Consider the following 22,118-nt stretch of genomic DNA (forward strand, 5'->3'; position numbering starts at 1 on the left):
GAGGACCGGCACAATTGCGTAACACCCTCTCGCGTGTTCGCAGTAGGTCTGTCCATCGAGTTCACTCCGCGCAGGTTCTGGCAATCCGCCCATGAAAAGAGGCGGGTGCGGACCAGGTGGACGCCGACCACAGTCACGAGGGGGCTTTGTGTTGAATACCAGCATTCCCTGCGGCACCGTCGCGCAGCCACCGACCTTGGGCGGTATCGGGCAGGTACGGGTAAATATTGGTGCCCGACTTGCGGCACTTTTTGGCCTTCGCACTAGTCTTAGCGTGGATCGCGGTGACGGACGTCACTCCACCTGTCTACGCTATCCATGTGCGAGACTCACGCAGGAATCCAGCGCAATATGAATGTCCTGATCGTTGATGACGAACCCCTAGCCCGCGAGCGCCTGAGCCGGATGGTCAGTGAGCTCGAGGGATATAGTGTCCTGGAGCCCAGCGCCACCAACGGCGAAGAGGCATTGAGCCTGATCGACAGCCTGAAGCCGGATATCGTCTTGCTCGATGTCCGCATGCCGGGTCTGGATGGTCTGCAGGTTGCCGGTAAATTGTGCGAACGCGAGACGCCTCCGGCGCTGGTGTTTTGTGCGGCTCCGGATGAATTCGCCCTTGAGGCCTTCAATGCCAGTGGTGTCTGCCACCTGGTCAAGCCTGTGCGCCCCGAGCTGTTGCTCGAAGCCTTGAAAGCCGCCGAAAAGCCCAACCGTGTGCAACTGGCTGCCCTGACCCGGCCGGCGGCGGAGAGCGGCAACGGTCCGCGCAGCCACATCAGCGCGCGAACCCGCAAGGGCATCGAGCTGATTCCCCTGGCTCAGGTGGTGTATTTCATTGCCGATCACAAGTACGTGACCTTGCGTCACGAAAGCGGCGAAGTGCTTCTGGACGAACCCTTGAAGGCCTTGGAGGATGAATTCGGTGATCGCTTCGTGCGTATCCACCGCAATGCATTGGTGGCCCGCGAGCGAATCGAACGCTTGCAACGCACGCCGCTGGGGCACTTCCAGCTGTATCTCAAGGGGCTCAATGGCGATGCCCTGATCGTCAGTCGGCGCCACGTAGCGGGCGTGCGCAAGATGATGCAACAGCTCTAGCGCGTTTATTTGCCCGCATATCTAGGCAGGCCCGGCGTCGGGAGGACACTGCGTTTCTGATACAAGTCAAAGCTGCTTTGGCTGAGCTGTTATTATCTGCCGTATCTATTCAGTACGGATTGATCCATGTCCTCTCGCGAAATCCGCATCGCTACCCGCAAAAGTGCTCTGGCCTTGTGGCAGGCCGAATACGTCAAAGCCCGTCTGCAAGAGGCCCATCCGGGCCTTGTGGTGACCCTGGTGCCCATGGTCAGCCGTGGCGACAAACTGCTGGACTCGCCCCTGTCGAAAATCGGCGGCAAAGGGCTGTTCGTCAAGGAGCTGGAAACCGCGCTGCTGGAAAACCAGGCCGATATCGCCGTGCACTCGATGAAGGATGTGCCCATGGACTTCCCCGAAGGCCTGGGTTTGTTCTGCATCTGCGAGCGCGAAGATCCGCGCGACGCCTTTGTCTCCAATACCTACGAAAGCCTTGAGCAGTTGCCGCCAGGTAGCGTCGTGGGTACCTCCAGCCTGCGCCGTCAGGCCCAGTTGCTGACCCGTCGCCCCGACCTGCAGATCCGTTTTTTGCGGGGCAACGTCAATACCCGTCTGGCCAAGCTGGACGCCGGCGAATACGACGCCATCATCCTTGCGGCAGCTGGTCTGATCCGTCTGGGATTCGAAGATCGCATCAGCTCCTCGATCAGCGTCGACGATAGCTTGCCTGCCGGTGGCCAGGGCGCGGTCGGCATTGAATGTCGCAGTGCCGACACTGAAATCCACGCTCTGCTGGCCCCTCTGCACCATGCCGATACCGCCAGCCGGGTCATGGCCGAGCGCGCGTTGAACAAGCACCTCAACGGCGGCTGTCAGGTGCCGATCGCCTGTTACGCGGTGCTTGAAGGCGAGCAGATCTGGCTGCGCGGGCTGGTGGGCGAGCCCAGTGGCGGCCGCCTGCTCAGCGCGGAGGCCCGTGGCCCTAGGGCATCTGCCACCGAGTTGGGGGTGCAAGTGGCGGACGACCTGCTGGCGCAGGGCGCCGATGACATCCTGCGCGCGGTGTACGGCGAGGCGGAGCAGGAGTGACCGGCTGGCGCCTGCTGCTGACCCGGCCGAGCGAGGACGGTGCCGCACTGGCCGCGATCCTGGCCGACGCCCAGGTGTTCAGTAGCAGCCTGCCGTTGCTGGAGATTCAGGCCTTGCCCGTCACTGACGCGCAACGCGCGACCCTGCTTGAGCTGGATCGTTACTGCGCGCTGATCGTGGTCAGCAAGCCGGCGGCACATCTTGGCTTGAAACTGCTGCGCGCCTATTGGCCGCAGCCCCCGTCCCAGAGCTGGTTTACCGTGGGCGCCGGTACCGGGCAGATCCTTGCGGACGCCGGTTTGCAGGTGTTTTATCCACAGGCGGGGGATGACAGTGAAGCCTTGCTTGCCCTTCCCCAATTGCGCGAGGCTATCTGCCGGCCTGATCCCCGGGTGCTGATTGTGCGTGGCGAGGGCGGCCGTGAGCTGCTCTCTGAGCGCTTGCGTGAGCTTGGTGCTAGTGTCGATTATCTGGAACTCTACCGCCGGTGCCTACCGCATTACGCCGAGGATGCGCTGCTTGAGCGGATTCAGGGGGAACGCTTGAACGGGCTGGTGGTCAGCAGTGGACAGGGTTTCAGCCATTTGCTGCAACTGGCCGGAGCGCACTGGCCGCAGTTGGCGCAGATGCCGTTGTTTGTTCCAAGCCCCCGGGTCGCCGACATGGCGCGTGCCGCCGGGGCGGAAAAAGTTGTGGATTGTCGTGGCGCCAGTGCCGCGGCTTTGCTAACGGCGTTACGGGAGCAACCCGTGCCCGTTCTCTAACGCAAAGGATGGATACGTGAGCGAAACAGCCTTGCCTAAAGATGAAGTCCAGCCGGTGCCCGAAACACCTGCTGAGCCCACGACCCCAACCGTTGAGCGTCGTGGCAACGGGTTGGCGCTACTGGCCCTGCTGCTGGGGGCGGCGGGTGTCGCGGCCGGTGGCTGGGGGATCTGGCAGGTGCGCAGCCTGCAAGCCAATCACCAGCAGCAACTGAGTCAGTTGCAGGCCCTGGGGGATCAGGCCCAGAGCTTCAAACTCAGTGAACAGCGCCTGACTGCGCGCCTGGAGCAGTTGCCGCCCGCCGACGAGCTGGAAGACCGGCGGCGTCTTGTGGCCCAGTTGCAAGGTGATCAGCAGCGTCTGAACCAGCGCCTGGAAACCGTGCTGGGCGCCAGCCGCAAGGACTGGCGGCTGGCGGAAGCCGAGCATCTGTTGCGCCTGGCCAGTCTGCGTCTGTCCGCTCTGCAGGACATCAGCAGTGCCCAGGCCCTGGTCCAGGGCGCCGACGACATCCTGCGTGAGCAGAACGACCCGGGCTCCTTCGCCGCTCGCGAACAGTTGGCCAAGAGCCTGGCGGCCTTGCGCAGTACCGAGCAGCCGGATCGCACCGGCCTGTTCCTGCAATTGGGTGCCTTGCGTGATCAGGTCCTGGAGCTGAGTGCGGTGGCGCCGGAATACAAGGACCGCGGCGAATCGTTGCTGGGGCTGACCGCCGACGGTGATGGCGCGAGCCGCTGGGCGCAGTGGTGGGATCAGATCTCCCGCTATTTCCGCATCGACTTCAATGCCGACAAGAACATCCGACCGCTGCTGGCGGGGCAGGGCCTGACTCAGGTGCGCCTGGCCCTGAGTCTGGCGCTGGAGCAGGCCCAGTGGGCGGCCTTGAATGGCCAGGCGCCGGTTTATACCCAGGCCCTGACCGAGGCCCGGGATGTGCTGCTCGGCAACTTCAATCAGGACAATCCGCAGAGCAAGATCATGCTCGAGCGCCTGTCCGAACTGAGCAAGCAGCCGGTGACCGTGGTCACTCCAGACCTGGCCAAGACCCTGAGCGCGGTCCAGGCCTATCTTGAGCGGCGCAACCTCAACGCTGAGGACTCCATCAAGCCCCTGGCCAAGCCTGCGGTAAACACCGCCCAGGAGACCAGCCCATGAAACGCGCCTACGTGATTGTGCTGTTGGTCATCGCCGCCGTCGGCTTGCTGGGGCTGGCCATCGCCGAGCATCCCGGTTACGTGCTGATCGCCTACAGCAACTTCCGCTATGAATCGAGCTTGTGGGCGACCCTGGCCCTGGTGGCGCTGGTCTGGCTGGTGATCTGGGGGATCAAGTTGTTGATCGAGCTGGTGATGGTTTCCGGTGGCGTGGTCAATCCCTGGTCGAGCCGCAATCGCAGTCGCCGGGTGCAGATCGCCATCGAGCAGGGCCAGATGGACCTGGCCGAAGGTCGCTGGGCCAGCGCGCAAAAGCACCTGTACCGTGCCGCCGAGGCCGAACGCCAGCCGCTGCTGTACTACCTCGGTGCGGCCCGTGCCGCCAACGAGCAAGGCCACTACGAAGAGTGCGACCGGTTACTGGAGCGGGCGCTGACCCGGCAGCCCCAGGCGGAGTTGGCGGTAGCTCTGAGTCATGCTCAGTTGCAGACCGACCGGGGCGATACCGAAGGCGCCCTGAGCACCCTGCAAGCCATGCACGAGCGTCATCCGCACAGCGTTCAGGTGTTGCGTCAGTTGCAGCGCTTGCATCAGCAGCGTGGCGACTGGTCGGCGTTGATCCGCTTGCTGCCCGAGTTGCGCAAGGACAAGGCGCTGCCGGCCAGCGAGTTGCAGGAACTGGAACGTCGGGCCTGGGGCGAGAACCTGAGCCTGGCTGCACGTCGTGAAGAGGATCAGGTGGCGGGCTTGCAGTCTCTCGATCGCGCCTGGCAACAACTGACCTCGGCGCAACGCCAGGAGCCGCAACTGGTGTTGGCCTACGCCGAGCAGTTGCGTCAGTTGGGGGCCGGTGCCGAAGCCGAAGAGGCGCTGCGTACCGCCATAAAGCGCAAGTATGAAAGCCATCTGGCGCGGCTCTACGGCCTGGTGCGTGGAAGCGACCCGTCTCGTCAGTTGCAGACCGCCGAGCACTGGCTGAAGGAGCACGCTGACGATCCCGGTCTGCTGCTGACCCTGGGGCGTCTGTGCCTGCAGAACAGTCTGTGGGGCAAGGCCCGGGACTATCTGGAAAGCAGCCTGCGCCTGCAGCGCAACCCTGAAACCTGTGCCGAGCTGGCCCGGTTGCTGGCACAGTTGGGCGATACCGATCGCAGCAACCAACTGTTCCAGGAGGGGTTGGGCATGCTCGACGAGCGTCTGCTGGCATCACCGTTGCCGGTCCCGGCGCGGGCCTGAAGCGCTGTAAGGGCCGGTCGCCTGTAATGGGCAACCGGTCTTTTCTGGCCCGGGTTGCAGCACTTGCTCGCTGACTCTCGTCGATCGACTGCGGCATAGCGCTTCTTGAAAGCCGCGAGCGCTTTCTCTACCGTGGCTGCCTGTTTCTTTGTGTTACGGATATCTCATGTCGCTGGCCGGCTCCCGCGTGCTGTTCTCCCTGGTGTTCCTGGCGGGGGCCTTGGCCTCGTGGGCGGCATTCAACCTGCAAACCGGTGGCGGCCTTGAGTCCTGTCCGTTGTGGGGCGCGCAGCGCCTGTTGCTGCTGATGTTCGGCGGGGTCAACCTGCTGGCTGTGGCGCAGGGACCGGGGCGTGTGGGGCGAGCGCTTTACTGGGGGCTCAACCTGATACTGGGCCTGCTCGGGGTGATCACCGCCGGGCGTCATGTGTTGCTGCAGAACATTCCTTCCGAGCAGCTCCTGGCCTGTCTGCCGGACATGCCTTTCATGCTGCGCCAGCTGTCCTGGTGGCAGGCGCTGCAATTGACCTTCATGGGCACTTCGGACTGCGCCGAGGTCACCTGGACGCTGCTGGACATGAGCCTGCCCGAGTGGAGTCTGCTGTTTTTCCTGATCATGCTGATCTTCAGCGGCTATCGCCTGCTGCGTATGGCGAGGGCTGCACGCCGGGTTGAGGCGTTGCCCTGAGTCAGTGTTTGGAGGCAGGGCGCGGATTAAACGCTTGTATGAACTTTATCTCCTGCGTACCTTGATGCTGTTGTCGAGCGGGCATAATCTGGCCCGCACCTGTCACCGGAATTATGTTGCTCGATGCTGTTGTGTCCGACCGGATCCAGAGTCTCCAACAAGGGGGGCGGCGGGCAGATGGCATGACCCATAAGGGAAGAGAGATCACCATGCTCGAAAGTTGTCAGAATGCTCAGGAACGCTGGGGTGGAGTGCATCTGCTGATCGATCGCTGGTTGCAGGAGCGTCACGAACTGGTTCGAGCCTATGATGCGCTGGGCGCCGAGCCAGAAGCGTTGAGCGAGAGCAAGAAGCCGCTGCAGGAATTCTGCGGGATTCTGGTGGACTATGTTTCCGCCGGACATTTTGAAATCTACGAACAGCTGACCAGCGAAGCCAAGGCCTTTGGCGACAAGCGCGGTCTTGAACTGGCCGATACCCTTTATCCGCGTATCGACGTGATCACCGAAAAACTCCTGGCGTTCAACGATCTGTGCGATGCGGGTCAGTGTGTGGCGCAGAAGTTCAAGGAGTTGGGTGGTCTGTTGCACGAACGCTTCGAGCTGGAAGATTGCCTGATCGAAGTGCTGCACAACGCCCATAAGCAGGACACAGTAGCTCAGGCCTGAAACCAGGTTCGAGCATCAGCAAGCGGCACGCCCAGGCGTGCCGTTCTTGTTTCTGCGATTCAGCCGGCCACGCCCAGCAATTCAATATCGAACACCAGCGGCGTGTAGGGAGCGATCAGATCGCCCGCGCCTTCGGTGCCATAGGCCTGTTCCGAAGGAATCACCAGCCGCCATCTGGCGCCGGTGGGCATCTGTGCCAAGGCGATGCGCCAGCCGGCAATCACGCTATCCAGGCGAAACCATTGGGGCTGTTGTGTCTGATCGAACACGGTGCCGTCAGGCAGGCGTCCGGTGTAGCGCACCTGGACCGAACCGTTAGGACTGGCCTTGTTGCCGCTGCCTGGCGCCAGCTCGGTCAGCAGGATGCCGTCAGCCAGCTGGCGCACGCCGGGCTTGGCTTTTTCCTGATCGAGAAAACGTCGTTCGTTTTCCAGCGCCGTCTCGATCTGTGACCGGGCCGACTGTTCGCTGATCTGCGCTTCGTGCTGGGCCAGGAGTTGTTCGATGCGTTCGCTCTTGAGGGCCAGCGGCTTGCCTTGGTAGGCGGCTTTCAATCCCTCCACCAACGCCTGGATCTGCAGGTCGGGGACTTCGTTGCGCAGCCGTTCGCCGAGGCTCGCGCCCAGGCTGTAGGCAAGATCATGAGCGTCGTTGGGCGGTGCTTCGGCAGCAGCCTGCGCCAAGGGCAAGAACAGGCACAAGGACAAAAACAGGTAACGCGACATGGGCACTCTCCGGCCTGAGTAGCGGTGGATTATGCCAGCGACAAAGGGCGGGCTGTTGAGCAACTTCGAGGGTGGCGAAGAACATTTTCCGTCGGCTGCAACGCCGGGCTTTCGATACTGTCAACATGCCCTAGCGGCGGTAACAGCAGAGGTCTAGTATGAGCCGCAACTCACGTCAGCCAGGAGGTAAACCATGTCGGCCAATAAGAAGCCTGTAAATACTCCGTTGCATTTGCTCCAACAGTTGTCGGGCAGCTTGCTCGAACATTTGGAAAACGCTTGTTCCCAAGCCTTGGCTGATGCTGAAAAACTGCTCGCCAAGCTGGAAAAACAACGAGGCAAGGCACAGGAAAAACTGCACAAGTCGCGCACCAAATTGCAGGATGCCGCGGCGGCCGGCAAGGCCAAGGCACAAGCCAAGGCCAAGACCGCGGTGAAGGAACTCGAAGACCTGCTGGACGCATTGAAAGAACGTCAGGCCCAGACCCGCAGCTACATTCTGCAACTCAAGCGCGATGCCCAGGAAAGCCTGAAGTTGGCTCAAGGCGTTGGTCGTGTGAAGGAAGCGGTAGCCAAGGCATTGAGCACCCGTGATGCCAAGCCGGACGCGGTGGCGGCGAAGAAGCCGGCAGCCAAGCCTGCGACCAAGGCGCCTGCCAAATCCGCTGCCAAGCCAGCGGCCAAACCCGCTGCGAAAAAACCTGCTGCCGCCAGCGCCGCCAAACCTGCGACGAGCAAGCCCGTAGCGGCTAAGCCTGCTGCTGCCAAACCTGTTGCGACCAAGACCGCTGCCGCCAAGCCAGCAACCAAAACCGCCGCCAAGCCTGCTGCCAAACCCGTGGCTGCTAAACCAGCCGCCCCGTCTGCGGCTAAACCTGCCGCCAAGCCAGCAGCCACCAAAACCGCTGCTGCCAAACCGGCAGCGAGCAAAACTGCCGCTAAACCTGCGGTAGCAAAAGCCCCGGCAAAAACTGCGGCCAAGCCTGCCAGCAAACCGGCAGCGGCGGCCAAGCCTGCGGCAGCATCGGCAGCGAAACCTGCGGCCAAGCCAGCCGCCAAGCCTGCAGCGAAACCAGCGGCAAAACCTGCCGCGAAGAAACCTGCGGTCGCCAAGCCAGCCGCCACCAAAACCGCTACTCCAGCGGCCAAGCCGGCCGCACCTGCGCCTGCTGCGGCCAAACCTGCTGCTCCGGCGCCCACGGCGTCTGCAGCTGCTCCGGCGAGCACACCTGCCGCCACGCCTGCACCGGCTGCTGCCGGCACTCCCTCCAGCGCTTCCTAAGCGCCGGTCACCGCGACGCGCAGCACCTGCAGCGCGTCGCGGTTGCGTTCGGCGGCTCCGGCCGCCAATCCCTCCAGCCAGTCTTCCAGGCTCGTTGCCTGAGAGTCCGGCCATTGCCGTGCCCGCTCCTGCAAGCGCAACAGCAATTGCCGTTCGGCTTCCAGCTCCAGGGTCTTGACCTGTTCGCGCAAGGCGCTCAACTCACTGTCCTCGCGGGCCGCCTGGCGCCAGCCGGTGCGCAAGTCGCGCAAGGGTTGAATCACGTCGCGATGCCAGGGCGCCGCCAGCGCCTGCAACTGCTGCAAACGCTGAGCGTCGCAACGCACGCCTCGCCGGCCAAGCCAGGCGCCACACAGCAACAGGCAGACATTGGCCCCGCTGTCCTGCAGTTGCAGGCAGGCCTCCTGCACGCCGGGAAGGGCATAGGTGCCAAGGGAAAAACTCCACAGGTCAGAGGACATAGTGCTACTCGCGCCAGTTGCGAACGAAGCTGGTAGACTCCGCCGCCATTATGATTCGACTTCAGAACCTGACTTTACAGCGTGGCCCGCAACGTCTGCTAGAAGACGCCGAGCTGACCCTGCACGCCGGCCAGAAAGCCGGTCTGATCGGTGCCAACGGCGCCGGCAAATCCAGCCTGTTCGCCCTGCTGCGCGGGGAGTTGCACCCGGATTCGGGTGACTGCTTCCTGCCCGTCGATTGGCGCATTGCCCACATGCGCCAGGAGGTCGATACCCTTGAGCGCCTGGCAGTGGACTACGTGCTCGACGGCGACCTGCGCCTGCGCCAGGTGCAACGCGACCTGGCCGCCGCGGAAGCCGCTCACGACGGCGCCGCGCAAGCACGTCTGCATGCCGAGCTGGACAGCGCCGACGGCTACACCGCCGACGCCCGGGCGCGCAAGTTGCTGGCCGGCCTGGGCTTCACCAACGAGCAGATGGACCGCCAGGTCGGCGACTTCTCCGGGGGCTGGCGGATGCGCCTGAACCTGGCCCAGGCGCTGATGTGCCCCTCGGACCTGCTGCTGCTCGACGAGCCGACCAACCACTTGGACCTCGACGCCATCATCTGGCTCGAAGACTGGCTCAAGGGTTACCCCGGCACCTTGCTGCTGATCTCCCACGATCGCGACTTTCTCGATGCCGTGGTCGATCATGTCGCCCATGTCGATCAGCGCAAGATCACCCTCTATCGCGGTGGCTACAGCGCCTTCGAGCGCGCCCGTGCCGAGCGTCTGGCCCAGCAACAGCAAGCCTACGAGAAGCAGCAGGCGCAGCGCGCGCACATGGAAAGCTACATCGCCCGTTTCAAGGCCCAGGCCACCAAGGCCCGCCAGGCCCAGAGCCGGATCAAGGCCCTGGAGCGCATGGAGGAACTGTCGGCGGCCCACGTCGACTCGCCGTTCGACTTCACCTTCCGTGAGTCGACGAAGATTTCCAGTCCGCTGATCGACCTCTCCGATGCCCGCCTGGGGTATGGCGAGCGCACGATCCTGGAGAAGGTCAAGCTGCAGCTCACTCCGGGTGCGCGTATCGGTCTGCTGGGTCCCAATGGCGCCGGTAAGTCGACCCTGATCAAGAACCTCTCCGGTGAGTTGCAGCCGTTGTCCGGGCGCCTGACCCGCGGCGAGAACACCGTTGTCGGCTACTTCGCCCAGCACCAGCTCGACTCCCTGGATTCCAAGGCCAGCCCCTTGCTGCACTTGCAGCGCCTGGCGCCCACCGAGCGCGAGCAGACCCTGCGTGACTTCCTCGGCGGCTTCGATTTCCGTGGCGCACGGATCGACGAGCCGGTACTGAATTTCTCCGGCGGCGAAAAAGCCCGCCTGGCCCTGGCGCTGATCGCCTGGGAACGGCCGAACCTGTTGCTGCTCGACGAACCCACCAACCACCTGGACCTGGAGATGCGCCTGGCCCTGACCATGGCCCTGCAAGAGTTCAGTGGTGCGGTACTGGTGGTGTCCCACGATCGTCATCTGCTCAAGAGCACCACGGACAACTTCTTCCTGGTGGCCGACGGCAAGGTCGAGGAGTTCGACGGCGACCTGGACGACTACACCCGTTGGCTGGTGGATTACCGTCAGCGCAATGCCCCGGTCAGCAATACGCCGGTCAACCCGGACAAGACCGACAAGAAGGCCCAGCGCCAGGCTGCTGCGGCGTTGCGTCAGCAACTGGCGCCGCACAAGCGCGAGGCCGACAAGCTGGAAGCCGAGCTGGGCAAGGTGCATGAGCGCCTGGCCAAGATCGAGGCCAGTCTCGGCGACAGCGGTTTGTACGAGGCGGCGCGCAAGGATGAGCTGCGCGACTTGCTGGCCGAGCAGGCCAAGCTCAAGACCCGTGAGTCCGAGCTGGAAGAAGCCTGGATGGAGGCCCTGGAACTGCTGGAAAGCATGCAGGCCGAGCTGGAGGCGCTGTCCTGATGGAAGCGCTGCAGTTGCCGTTGCCGGCGCAGTGGATCGGTCCGTTGTGGGTGGGCGTGCAGATCCTGCTGATTCTCCTGGCGGGCTATCTGGCCCAGCGTTTCGTGGCCCGAGGCCTGACTCGCCTGGGTCAGCGTTACCCATTCCCGCCGCAGTTGCTGATGCCCCTGCGCGGCGGCCTGCGCTGGCTGATCATGGGCAGCGCGGTGATCTTCGTCCTGGAGCGCCTGGGAGTTTCCGCCACGGTGCTGTGGACCGCGCTGTCCGGCTTTGTCGCCGTGGCGGCGGTAGCCTTCTTCGCCATGTGGAGCGTGCTGTCCAACCTGCTCTGCGCGATCCTGATCTTCACCGTCGGCCCGTTCCGCCTGGGCGACGTGGTGGAGCTGGTGGACACCGTCGACAAGCCCGGCGTAAAGGGCCGGGTGGTGGCGATCAATCTGCTGTACACCACCCTCATCGAAGCCGAGGAGGCCGGCACCGGCAGCGCCATGGTCCAGGTACCCAACAGCCTGTTCTTCCAGCGTTCGGTGCGGCGCTGGCGGGGCACGGATGCGCTGCCTTTGGGCAACGGCGAGAAGTAACACCCTCCTTTGTAGCCACAGGCTCCCGACGAAAAAATATGGTCAGCCGCCAAGCGGAGGTTTAGCTTAGGCAGCCATGACCAATTGGATCCGAGGTGTGCGATGGTGCTTGAGACATGGCTGACGTTCTTTGCCGCCAGTTGGGTAATCAGTCTTTCCCCGGGAGCCGGCGCGATTGCGTCGATGTCCTGCGGCCTGCAATACGGTTTCTGGCGCGGTTACTGGAACGCCCTGGGCCTGCAACTGGGCCTGGCCATGCAGATTGCGATTGTCGCCGCCGGTGTCGGTGCCATCCTCGCGGCCTCGGCCACCGCCTTCTACGCCATCAAGTGGTTCGGCGTGGCCTACCTGGTGTACCTGGCGGTCAAGCAATGGCGTGCGCTGCCCAGCGATCTGAGCGATGACGCTGCTGTCCGTCCTATCGGCAAGCCCTTGGCCCTGATGTTCCGCGGCTTCCTGGTGAACATCAGCAACCCCAAGGCCCTGGTGTTCATGCTGGCGGTGCTGCCGCAGTTCATCGACCCCCATGCGCCCCTGGTCAAGCAGTACCTGATCCTCGGCGCCACCATGATCGTGGTCGACCTGATCGTCATGGCCGGCTACACCGGGCTGGCGTCCAAGGTCCTGCGCCTGTTGCGCACCCCGGTCCAGCAGCGTCGAATGAACCGCACTTTCGCCGGCCTGTTCCTCGGTGCCGCGGGCTTGCTGGCGACCATCCGCAAAGCCGCAGCCTAGGTTTTTCAGAAACAAAAAAGGCGACCCACTGGGTCGCCTTTTTCGTTTGCATACGCCTTAGCGCAGGAGCACAGGGAAGTGTCCCGCGACAGGGGAATGCGCACCGAATCCCGGGCCGGGGCCAGGTCCTTCTCGCCCGGGGCTTCGTAGACGAAGCCGGCAGCAGGATCAGAGCGGCATCTAGGTTGCCGGCGCGCAGTTGCCGATTGGTCTGCTGGAGCTCGTTGTCGTAGCTGCGAAAGGTCGAAAGGTCGAACAGCCTGCAAGCAAAGTGACTGCGCTGAGGGCAATCGTGGTGAGGGCGCGGGATGCCATGGGTACTTCTTTTTCCCTGGGCGAGACCTGCGAAAGGTGGCGCATTATCGATGGACGATCAGGCCGCGGGAAGGGCGGTGAGCGGTTTTTCCTCGGGCGCGAGGGCCTGGCAAAGCCGGCGAAAGCTGCAGCCTGAGGCCAGCGGCTATTGAACGAAGATGTTTCAGCGGGGCAATAAGCCTTGAGCGAAACTCATTGGGAGTGAACAATATGTTACTTCGTATTTCCATTTGAGATTCGTTCATGACTGGCCCTTCCCGTTTACTGGCGTTGCTGGTGCTGCCGGTACTTGCGCTCTGCAGCACCAAACTGCTGGCCGATACCGTCGACGGCGCGCCCAAGGCCCTGCATCTGCTGGATTACATTGGTGCCGATTACCCGCCCACGGTTGAAGCCGGCAAGGTTGTCGACGAGTCCGAATACCGCGAGCAGGTGGAGTTTCTCGGGGTCTTGCAGGGGCTGATCGCCGATCTGCCGGCCAAGCCGGAGAAGGCCGAGCTGGAGCAAGGTATCGCCAGCCTGCGCAAGGCCGTGGACGAGCGCGCCGAGGGCGGCCAGGTGGCACGCCTGGCGCGGCAGATGGGAGCCAAGCTGGCGGTGGCCTATGAGGTCAGCCAGGCACCGGTCATCACCCCGGACCCGAGCCGCGGGGCGCCGCTGTATGCCCAGCATTGCTCGGTCTGCCACGGCGAGAAAGGTGCTGGCGATGGTCCGGCGGGTGTGGGCATGACCCCGCCACCGGCCAATCTGCGAGATGCCGAGCGCCTGGATCGCCTGAGCCTGTACGCGGTCTACAACACCCTGGGTCTGGGGGTCGAAGGTACGGACATGCCGGCCTTCGCCGATCAGCTGGATGACCGTCAGCGTTGGGACCTGGCGACCTACATTGCCGGATTCAGCGCCGATCCGGCGGCGGCCAAGAGCGAGCAGGGCTTCAACCTGGCCGATCTGTCCCGGCAAACACCTGCTGAAGTGCTGGCCGCCCAGGGCCCGCAGGCAGCCGCGACCTTCCGTGCCCAACGGGCCCAGCCGCCTCAGGTCAAGCGCGGTCCGGGGCAGTTGCTCGACTACACCGCATCGACCCTGGACAAGAGTCTCGCGGCCTATCGCAACGGCGACCATGAGCAGGCCTACGACCTGTCGGTAGCGGCGTATCTGGAGGGCTTCGAGCTGGTGGAAAGCTCCCTGGACAACGTCGATGCCACGGTGCGCAAGGACACGGAAAAAGCCCTGATGGCCTACCGTCAGTCGCTGCAGGACGGTTTGCCGGTGGTTCAGGCCGAACAGCGCCTGGACGCGGCCAAGGCCAAGCTCAAGGAATCCGCCGAGCTTTTGGGCGGCGACAGCCTGAGCTGGTCCCTGAGTTTCATTTCCGGCTTGCTGATCCTGCTGCGCGAAGGTCTGGAAGCGATCCTGGTGCTGGCGGCGATCCTTGCCTTCCTGCGCAATACCGGCCAGCAATCGGCGGTGCGTAGCGTCAACGTCGGTTGGGGCCTGGCGCTGCTGGCGGGCTTGGGTACCTGGGCTCTGGCGGCTTATGTGATCGACGTCAGTGGCTCCCAGCGCGAACTGCTGGAGGGGGCCACGGCGCTGTTCGCCAGTGTCATGGTGCTGTGGCTCGGGGTGTGGATGCACGACCGTCGGCATGCGGCGGCCTGGCAGGACTACATCAAGAGCAGCCTGGTGGGCGGCGGCGGGCGTTTTGGCTTTGCCGTGCTGGCGTTCTTCTCGGTGTATCGCGAGCTGTTCGAGGTGATCCTGTTCTACGAAACCCTGTGGCTACAGGCGGGGCCTGCCGGGCACAACGCGGTACTGGCTGGCGGTGCCACCGCCCTGGTGCTGTTGGTGGGCCTGGCCTGGGTGATCCTGCGGGGCTCGGCCAAGCTGCCGCTGGCGCTGTTCTTCGGCATCAACGCGGCACTGCTCTGCGCCTTGTCGGTGGTGTTCGCCGGGCACGGGGTCAAGGCCTTGCAGGAAGCCGGTATCTTCGGCACCCGGCCGGTGCCGTTCTTCGATTTCGATTGGCTGGGGATCCATGCCGACGCTTACTCGCTGGGTGCCCAGGCGCTGGCGATCCTGGCGATCGTGGTGCTTTATAGTCGCAGTCGCCTGAGTGAGAAGCGGCGTTTGCAGGCTTCTTGACGCTGCGCGGTTGATCGCGGGCAAGCCGTCTCTACGGGGTGGCTTGCCCGTTTTGCATTCTGGAAGGAGAACATTCAATGCGTGTGTGGATCGATGCCGACGCTTGCCCCAAGGCGGCCAAGGATCAGGTGGTGCGCTTCGCCTTGAAGCGTCAGTTCGAGGTGGTGCTGGTGGCCGGGCAGGCGCAGATCAAGCCGGCGTTTGCCTGCGTCCGGCTGATCGTGGTGCCCAGCGGTCCGGATGCCGCCGACGATTATCTGGTGGAGCACGCGGTGCCGGGCGAATTGGTGATCTGCAGCGATGTGCCGTTGGCCGACCGCCTGGTGAAAAAGGGTGTGGCCGCCCTGGACCCGCGGGGCAAGGAGTTCGACGCGCAGAACATGGGCGAGCGCCTGGCGGTGCGCAATCTGTTTACCGATCTGCGGGAGCAGGGGCAGGTCAGCGGCGGGCAGGCGCCCTATGGCGATCGGGAGAAGCAGGCATTTGCCAATGCGCTGGATCGGATTCTGACCCGGTTGTCGCGTCAGGTCTGAAGGGCCTGGTGTGTCACAGGAGCCTTTGGGTGTGTGCAGCCGGTGGGGAGTCGGCTGCAGTGCGGTATTCGGCTGTGCGGCCGCTTAGCGGCCCGGCTTGAACGGTGTCCTCGCCACAGGAGGTTGTCCTTGTGGCGGGGCGCTTATTCGCCTTCGTGGGTCAGTTCCAGCACCCGGTCCACCAGTTTGTTGATGCCGGAAGCGGCTTCGCTGATGGACTGCGCCAGCATGTAGGCGGGGGTGCTCACCAGCTTGCGCGCCTTGTCTTCGATGATGTCGCCTACGGCGCATTCGGCATGGCTGGCGCCCATCTTGCCCAGGACCGCTGCGGTATCGGCGTCGTTACCGATGGTGCAGGTCACGCCCGGTCCGTAGATCTTCGCCGCCAGGGCCGGGGCGATGCACATCAGGCCTACCGGTTTGCCCGCTTCGGCAAAAGCTTCGGCCAGGGCCAGGACGTCGGCCTGGACCGTGCAGGCCGCGCCTTCGGTGGCGAAGCTGGATAGATTCTTGGCTGCACCGAAGCCGCCGGGAATGATCAGCGCGTCGAAGTCGTCGACGCTGGCTTCATGCAGGTCCTTGACCTGGCCACGGGCAATGCGCGCCGATTCCACCAGCACGTTGCGGGTTTCGGCCATGGTTTCGCCGGTCAGATGGTTGAGCACATGCATCTGCGGGATGTTCGGGGCAAAGCACTGCACCTGGGCTCCACGCTGGTCGAGGCGCAGCAGGGTGAGCACGCTCTCGTGGATCTCGGCACCGTCGAACACGCCGCAACCGGAAAGGATCACTGCAACTTTTTTGCTCATGGTTGTTTCTCCTGGTTAAGGGTGCCGACAGCATGCCAAATGACCAGCGTCTCACTCCACTGGTGTGGTCGGAGCCTTGGTCTTGTCTTGCGCGGCGGCCTGTTCGGCGTCGTAGATCTGCTTGGCCAGGCGGGCGTTCTTGAAACGCCGGCGCAGCCACAGGCCGAAGCCCAGCACCAGAAGGGCGCCCAGGACCCACAGCTCGTACTTCTTGATGCTGCCGAGCATGCCTTCCATGACCGCGCCGAAATGGTAGGCGGCCTGGGCCAGGGCCACAGCCCAGATGGCCGCGCCAATGCCGTTGAGCAGCAAATAGCGGCCCGGCGGATAGCCGGACAGACCAATGGCCACCGGCATCACGGTGCGCAGGCCGTAGACGAAGCGGAAACTCAGCACCCAGATATCCGGATGCTTGCGGATATGCTCCAGCGCTCGGTCGCCCATCATTTGCCAGCGCGGCTTGCGCGCCAGCAGCTTGCGGCCATGCTTGCGTCCCAGGAAGTACCACAGCTGGTCACCGGCATAGCTGCCGAGGAAGGCGACGATCATCACCAGCTTGATATCCATGTATCCGCGGAACGCAAGAAACCCGGCAAGAACCAGAATGGTCTCGCCTTCGAAAAACGTGCCGAGAAAGAGGGCGAAGTAGCCGAAATCCTGAAGAAATTGTTGGAGCATTGTCTGGATGCTGGCGAAATGAACGCGCAGCCTACCCCTTCGACGACGTTCGGGAAAGTATCGAAATGTGTCTCGACGTGAACAATTCGGCCAATGACAATGAGTGTTGCTGCCGGTCAACAGCTTGAGCACAACTGTCATCTGTTCGTCATAATGCCCGCTTATAACTGTGCCGCTCGCCCGCCCGCGCGAGCCCTGGAGTCTGCCGTGAGCTTTACCCCTGCCAGCCGCCTGTTCCCAGCCACTCGTCTGCGGCGTAACCGTCGCGATGATTTCTCTCGCCGTCTGGTGCGTGAAAACCGGCTGAGCGTCGACGACCTGATCCTGCCGGTATTCGTGCTTGAAGGTGAGAACCGTCGCGAAGCGGTGGCGTCGATGCCCGGGGTCGAGCGCCTGACCATCGACCTGCTGCTGGAAGAGGCGGCGCACTGGGTCGAGTTGGGGATTCCGGCCCTGGCGCTGTTTCCGGTGACCCCGGCCGGGCTCAAGTCCCTGGACGCGGCCGAAGCCTGGAATCCCGAGGGCATCGCCCAGCGTGCCACCCGCGCCCTGCGCGAACGTTTCCCGGCACTGGGGGTGATCACCGACGTCGCTCTGGACCCTTTCACTACCCATGGGCAGGACGGCATCCTCGACGAACAGGGTTATGTACAGAACGACATCACCGTCGATGCCCTGGTGCGTCAGGCGCTGTCCCACGCCGAGGCCGGCGCCCAGGTGGTGGCTCCCTCGGACATGATGGACGGGCGGGTCCAGGCGATCCGCGAAGCCCTGGAGCTGGCGGGGCACGTCAACGTGCGGATCATGGCCTACTCGGCCAAGTACGCCAGCGCCTACTACGGCCCTTTCCGCGATGCGGTGGGTTCGGCGCTGAACCTGGGCAAGGCCGACAAGGCCTCGTACCAGATGGACCCGGCCAACGGTGACGAAGCCCTGCATGAAGTGGCGGCGGACCTGGCGGAAGGGGCGGACATGGTCATGGTCAAGCCAGGCATGCCGTACCTGGATATCCTTTTTCGGGTCAAGGATGAATTCAAGGTGCCGACCTTTGTCTATCAGGTCAGCGGCGAATACGCCATGCACATGGCGGCGATCCAGAATGGCTGGTTGGGTGAAGGGGTTATTCTTGAATCCCTGACCGCTTTTAAACGTGCGGGTGCCGATGGCATCCTGACTTACTTTGCCGTCCGTGCTGCTCAATTGTTACGAGAGCAAAAATAGCCCTCCCAGGAACACGCGATGAATACTGAAGGACTCTCAGAAGTTGCCGTAAAAGACGCTCAGCCGGTGGTCGAGCCAGTGGTTGAAACCCCGCCGGAACTGGAACCCGCGCCCGCGGTGGCCGAGGCGCCACCGGCGCCGGCCATTGTCATCCCCAACCTGGATGACAGCAGCCTGTACATTCACCGCGAGCTCTCGCAGCTGCAATTCAACATCCGCGTGCTGGAACAGGCGCTGGACGAGTCCTACCCGCTGCTGGAGCGCCTGAAGTTCCTGCTGATCTTCTCCAGCAACCTGGACGAGTTCTTCGAGATCCGTGTCGCCGGCCTGAAGAAGCAGATCACCTTCGCCCGTGAGCAGGCTGGGGCCGACGGCTTGCAGCCGCATCAGGCGCTGGCGCGGATCAGCGAGCTGGTGCACGGTCAGGTCGACCGCCAGTACGCGATCCTCAACGACATCCTGTTGCCGGAACTGGAGAAGCACCAGGTTCGCTTCATCCGTCGCCGCTACTGGACCGCCAAGCTCAAGACCTGGGTACGCCGCTACTTCCGCGACGAGATCGCGCCGATCATCACCCCCATTGGCCTCGACCCGACGCACCCGTTCCCGTTGCTGGTGAACAAGAGCCTGAACTTCATCGTCGAGCTGGAAGGCATCGACGCCTTCGGTCGCGATTCGGGCCTGGCGATCATCCCGGCGCCACGCCTGTTGCCGCGGATCATCAAGGTGCCGGAAGAAGTCGGCGGCCCTGGCGATAACTATGTGTTCCTCTCGTCGATGATCCACGCCCACGCCGATGACCTGTTCCAGGGCATGAAGGTAAAAGGCTGCTATCAGTTCCGCCTGACCCGTAACGCCGACCTGGCGGTGGACACCGAGGACGTCGAAGACCTGGCCCGCGCCCTGCGCGGCGAGCTGTTCTCCCGGCGCTACGGTGACGCCGTGCGCCTGGAAGTGGCCGACACCTGCCCGAAACACCTGTCGGATTACCTGCTCAAGCAGTTCAACCTGCACGAAACCGAGCTGTATCAGGTCAATGGCCCGGTGAACCTGACGCGGTTGTTCAGCATCACCGGCCTGGACAGCCACCCGGAGCTGCAATACACCCCGTTCACCCCGCAGATTCCCAAGCTGCTGCAGAACAGCGAGAACATCTTCAGCGTCGTCAGCAAGCAGGACATCCTGCTGCTGCACCCGTTCGAATCCTTCACCCCGGTGGTCGACCTGCTGCGCCAGGCCGCCAAGGACCCGCACGTGCTGGCGGTGCGCCAGACCCTGTACCGCAGCGGCGCCAACTCGGAAATCGTCGATGCCCTGGTGGATGCGGCGCGCAATGGCAAGGAGGTCACCGCGGTGATCGAATTGCGGGCGCGGTTCGACGAAGAATCCAACCTGCAGATGGCCAGCCGCCTGCAAGCGGCCGGCGCGGTGGTGATCTACGGCGTGGTGGGTTTCAAGACCCACGCCAAGATGATGCTGATCCTGCGTCGCGAAGCCGGCGAAATCGTGCGTTATGCGCACCTGGGCACCGGCAACTACCACGCGGCCAACGCCCGTCTGTACACCGACTACAGCTTGCTGACCTCCGATGACGCCTTGTGCGAAGACGTTGGCAAACTGTTCAGCCAGCTGATCGGCATGGGCAAGACCCTGCGCATGAAGAAGCTGTTGCATGCGCCGTTCACCCTGAAGAAGGGCATGCTCGACATGATCGCCCGGGAGACTCAGTTCGCCCTGGACGGCAAGCCCGCGCACATCATCGCCAAGTTCAACTCGCTGACCGATCCGAAGATCATTCGCGCGTTGTACAAGGCCAGCCAGTCCGGCGTGCGCATCGATCTGGTGGTGCGCGGCATGTGCTGCCTGCGTCCGGGGATTGCCGGGGTATCGCACAACATCCACGTGCGCTCGATCATCGGCCGCTTCCTGGAGCACACCCGGGTGTTCTACTTCCTCAACGGCGGCGAGGAACAGATGTTCCTGTCCAGTGCCGACTGGATGGAGCGCAACCTCGATAAACGGGTCGAAACCTGCTTCCCGGTGGAAGGCAAGAAGCTGATCCTGCGGGTCAAGAAAGAGCTGGAAAGCTATCTCACCGATAACACCCACAGCTGGAGCCTGCAGTCCGACGGTCGTTACATCCGTAACACGCCGACCGGCAACCAGAATCCGCGCAGTGCCCAGGCGACCTTGCTGGAGCGCCTTGGCAGCCCGGTGTTGCCGGTGCGTTAAGCGCGACAGGCGTCAATGAAAAAGGCCAGCCCGAGTACCGGGCTGGCCTTTTTTGTGCGGTTTGCAAGAGCTGTAGGAGCTGGCTTGCCAGCGAAGACTTCCCAGCGAGTGATGCAAGGTTTCGCGGCCTCTTCGCCGGCAAGCCGGCTCCTACAGGTCCGTGGCAGGTCAGCGGACGTTGAGCACGATGCCGACCCGGGTCAGCCATTCGGCTTCCAGGGCGAAGTCGGCCTGGGTCAGCTGGTTTTCATCCAGCCAGTGCTCCGGGAACTCCACATCCAGCTGATCGCCGCTGGCGCGCAGGCTCACCTGGGGCATCTGCTGAGTGCCGCGGATGTGGTGGAACAGGATGGCGAAACGCAGCAGCACGCACAGACGGATCAGCTTGATGCCGTCGTCGCCGAACTCGGCGAATTTTTCCTTGGGGATGTTGCGGCGGTGGCCACGCACCAGCAGCGCCAGCATCTGCTGGTCTTCCCGGGAGAAACCGGCCAGGTCCGAGTGCTCGATCAGGTAGGCGCCGTGCTTGTGGTAGTGGTAGTGGGCGATATCCAGGCCCACTTCGTGGACCTTGGCCGCCCAGCCCAGCAGTTCGCGCCAGACGCCGTCTTCCAGGTCCCAGTCCGCGGCGACCTGGTCGAAGGCACGCAGGGCCTTGCCTTCGACGCGCGAGGCCTGTTCCAGGTCGACGTGGTAACGCTCCATCAACGAGCTGAGGGTGCGTTCGCGGACGTCTTCGTGGTGGTGACGGCCCAGCAGGTCGTAGAGCACGCCTTCACGCAGGGCGCCCTCGCAGTGGTCCATGCGCTGCAGTTCCAGGGCGTCGAAGATCGCTTCGAGAATCGCCAGGCCCGCTGGGAAGATCGCCCGGCGGTCGGGCTTGATGCCTTCGAAGTCGATCTTCTCGGCGTCGCCCAGCTTGAACAGCTTGCGCTTGAGCCAGGCCAGGCCTTCGGCGTTGACTTCGCCAGTGCCCTGGCCGCCGGCCTTGAGGGCCAGGCCGATGGCGCGGATGGTTCCGGACGAGCCGATGGCTTCGTCCCAGGTCAGGCGATGCAAGGCATGTTCGATGCTCATGATTTCCAGGCGCGCGGCGGTGTAGGCCTGGGCGTAGCGGGCGGGGGTGACCTTGCCGTCGCGGAAGTAGCGCTGGGTGAAGCTCACACAACCCATCTGCAGGCTCTCGCGCAGCAGCGGCTCGAAGCGCTGACCGATGATGAATTCGGTACTGCCGCCGCCGATGTCGGCCACCAGGCGTTTACCCGGGGTGTCGGCCAGGGTGTGGGACACCCCGAGGTAGATCAGGCGGGCTTCTTCACGGCCGGAGATGACTTCCACCGGGTGGCCGAGGATTTCTTCGGCACGGCGAATGAATTCGCCACGGTTGCGCGCCTCGCGCAGGGCGTTGGTGCCGACGATACGCACCGTGCCCGGCGGCATGCCGTTGATCAGTTGGGCGAAGCGCTTGAGGCAGTCGAGCCCGCGCTGCATGGATTCTTCGTTGAGCTGGCGTTCTTCGTCGATGCCGGCGGCCAGTTGGACCTTCTCACCGAGCCGCTCGAGTATGCGGATCTCACCGTTCCGGGCCTTGGCCACGACCATGTGAAAGCTGTTGGAGCCCAGATCGATTGCGGCGATCAGGGACAGATTCTTGGCTTGGGATTGGGGCATGGTTGGGGGTCTCGGTCGATAACCTCGCCATCCTGCCACGATCAACGGCCTGCGCCAACGCGCAGTGTCCAATGCGTTGATTCAACGCACAAAAC

The 22,118-nt window shown here is 63.5% G+C and carries 20 protein-coding genes; 15 read left to right on the forward strand and 5 right to left on the reverse strand.

Features of this window, described 5'->3' with window-relative positions; genetic code table 11:
• The first annotated feature begins 351 nt into the window (after positions 1–351).
• The 7 genes from DNK59_RS24585 to rsd all read left to right on the forward strand — a co-directional run bounded on the left by DNK59_RS24585 (position 352) and on the right by rsd (position 6,677).
• Positions 352–1,098 (forward strand): LytTR family DNA-binding domain-containing protein, encoded by a 747-nt coding sequence (locus DNK59_RS24585; protein ID WP_016966940.1) that lies wholly within the window; start codon positions 352–354, stop codon positions 1,096–1,098.
• 126 nt (positions 1,099–1,224) lie between these two features.
• Positions 1,225–2,166: a hydroxymethylbilane synthase gene (gene hemC, locus DNK59_RS24590; protein WP_092317497.1), complete on the forward strand. Its 942-nt coding sequence runs from the start codon at positions 1,225–1,227 to the stop codon at positions 2,164–2,166.
• The gene (locus DNK59_RS24595; RefSeq protein WP_110724931.1) at positions 2,163–2,930 is read left to right on the forward strand and encodes a uroporphyrinogen-III synthase; all 768 of its coding nucleotides are present in this window, start codon (positions 2,163–2,165) and stop codon (positions 2,928–2,930) included. Before hemC ends, DNK59_RS24595 begins: the two co-directional genes overlap by 4 nt.
• 16 nt (positions 2,931–2,946) lie before the next feature.
• Positions 2,947–4,086, forward strand: a complete 1,140-nt coding sequence (locus DNK59_RS24600; protein ID WP_110724932.1) for a uroporphyrinogen-III C-methyltransferase — start codon at positions 2,947–2,949, stop codon at positions 4,084–4,086.
• Complete coding sequence (locus tag DNK59_RS24605; protein ID WP_110724933.1) at positions 4,083–5,321, forward strand: heme biosynthesis protein HemY; 1,239 nt, start codon at positions 4,083–4,085, stop codon at positions 5,319–5,321. The genes DNK59_RS24600 and DNK59_RS24605 overlap by 4 nt, the downstream gene beginning before the upstream one ends.
• Before the next feature lie 166 nt (positions 5,322–5,487).
• On the forward strand, positions 5,488–6,009 hold the full coding sequence (locus DNK59_RS24610) for a disulfide bond formation protein B (RefSeq protein ID WP_110724934.1): 522 nt from the start codon (positions 5,488–5,490) through the stop codon (positions 6,007–6,009).
• Between the two features lie 209 nt (positions 6,010–6,218).
• Positions 6,219–6,677, forward strand: a complete 459-nt coding sequence (gene rsd, locus DNK59_RS24615) for a sigma D regulator (RefSeq protein ID WP_110724935.1) — start codon at positions 6,219–6,221, stop codon at positions 6,675–6,677.
• A gap of 59 nt (positions 6,678–6,736) precedes the next feature.
• On the opposite strand, the gene DNK59_RS24620 is transcribed toward rsd, so the two are convergent.
• Entirely contained in the window at positions 6,737–7,402 is a 666-nt protein-coding gene (locus tag DNK59_RS24620; protein WP_092317481.1) for an FKBP-type peptidyl-prolyl cis-trans isomerase, read from the reverse strand.
• 193 nt (positions 7,403–7,595) lie between these two features.
• On the opposite strand from DNK59_RS24620, the gene DNK59_RS24625 reads away from it, so the two are divergent.
• The gene (locus DNK59_RS24625) at positions 7,596–8,684 is read left to right on the forward strand and encodes an AlgP family protein (protein ID WP_110724936.1); all 1,089 of its coding nucleotides are present in this window, start codon (positions 7,596–7,598) and stop codon (positions 8,682–8,684) included.
• On the opposite strand, the gene DNK59_RS24630 is transcribed toward DNK59_RS24625, so the two are convergent.
• Positions 8,681–9,145: a TIGR02444 family protein gene (locus DNK59_RS24630; RefSeq protein ID WP_110724937.1), complete on the reverse strand. Its 465-nt coding sequence runs from the start codon at positions 9,143–9,145 to the stop codon at positions 8,681–8,683. The genes DNK59_RS24625 and DNK59_RS24630 overlap by 4 nt on opposite strands.
• A gap of 50 nt (positions 9,146–9,195) precedes the next feature.
• On the opposite strand from DNK59_RS24630, the gene DNK59_RS24635 reads away from it, so the two are divergent.
• The 5 genes from DNK59_RS24635 to DNK59_RS24655 all read left to right on the forward strand — a co-directional run bounded on the left by DNK59_RS24635 (position 9,196) and on the right by DNK59_RS24655 (position 15,412).
• Positions 9,196–11,106, forward strand: a complete 1,911-nt coding sequence (locus DNK59_RS24635) for an ATP-binding cassette domain-containing protein (RefSeq protein WP_110724938.1) — start codon at positions 9,196–9,198, stop codon at positions 11,104–11,106.
• Positions 11,106–11,687, forward strand: coding sequence for a mechanosensitive ion channel family protein (locus tag DNK59_RS24640; RefSeq protein WP_110724939.1), 582 nt, complete (start codon positions 11,106–11,108; stop codon positions 11,685–11,687). Before DNK59_RS24635 ends, DNK59_RS24640 begins: the two co-directional genes overlap by 1 nt.
• A 102-nt stretch (positions 11,688–11,789) precedes the next feature.
• Entirely contained in the window at positions 11,790–12,422 is a 633-nt protein-coding gene (locus DNK59_RS24645) for a LysE family transporter (RefSeq protein ID WP_110724940.1), read from the forward strand.
• A gap of 558 nt (positions 12,423–12,980) precedes the next feature.
• Positions 12,981–14,879, forward strand: a complete 1,899-nt coding sequence (locus DNK59_RS24650) for an FTR1 family protein (RefSeq protein ID WP_110724941.1) — start codon at positions 12,981–12,983, stop codon at positions 14,877–14,879.
• A 77-nt stretch (positions 14,880–14,956) separates the two neighbouring features.
• Positions 14,957–15,412: a YaiI/YqxD family protein gene (locus tag DNK59_RS24655; RefSeq protein ID WP_092317456.1), complete on the forward strand. Its 456-nt coding sequence runs from the start codon at positions 14,957–14,959 to the stop codon at positions 15,410–15,412.
• Between the two features lie 143 nt (positions 15,413–15,555).
• On the opposite strand, the gene elbB is transcribed toward DNK59_RS24655, so the two are convergent.
• Positions 15,556–16,221, reverse strand: coding sequence for an isoprenoid biosynthesis glyoxalase ElbB (gene elbB / locus DNK59_RS24660; RefSeq protein WP_092317453.1), 666 nt, complete (start codon positions 16,219–16,221; stop codon positions 15,556–15,558).
• A 51-nt stretch (positions 16,222–16,272) separates the two neighbouring features.
• Entirely contained in the window at positions 16,273–16,899 is a 627-nt protein-coding gene (locus DNK59_RS24665; protein ID WP_092317450.1) for a DedA family protein, read from the reverse strand.
• Positions 16,900–17,106: 207 nt separating this feature from the next.
• On the opposite strand from DNK59_RS24665, the gene hemB reads away from it, so the two are divergent.
• Both hemB and ppk1 read left to right on the forward strand, forming a co-directional pair.
• Positions 17,107–18,120 carry a porphobilinogen synthase gene (gene hemB / locus DNK59_RS24670; RefSeq protein WP_092317447.1) on the forward strand — a complete coding sequence of 338 codons (1,014 nt, stop codon included), beginning with the start codon at positions 17,107–17,109 and terminating at the stop codon, positions 18,118–18,120.
• An 18-nt stretch (positions 18,121–18,138) separates the two neighbouring features.
• Positions 18,139–20,352 (forward strand): polyphosphate kinase 1, encoded by a 2,214-nt coding sequence (gene ppk1 / locus DNK59_RS24675; protein WP_110724942.1) that lies wholly within the window; start codon positions 18,139–18,141, stop codon positions 20,350–20,352.
• Between the two features lie 168 nt (positions 20,353–20,520).
• Here the strand turns inward: ppk1 and ppx are convergent, their stop codons facing one another.
• Positions 20,521–22,023: an exopolyphosphatase gene (gene ppx / locus DNK59_RS24680; RefSeq protein ID WP_092317441.1), complete on the reverse strand. Its 1,503-nt coding sequence runs from the start codon at positions 22,021–22,023 to the stop codon at positions 20,521–20,523.
• Between the last annotated feature and the right edge of the window lie 95 nt (positions 22,024–22,118).

The organism is Pseudomonas sp. TKO26 (genome assembly GCF_003225665.1).
Taxonomy (GTDB): Bacteria; Pseudomonadota; Gammaproteobacteria; order Pseudomonadales; family Pseudomonadaceae; genus Aquipseudomonas; species Aquipseudomonas saponiphila.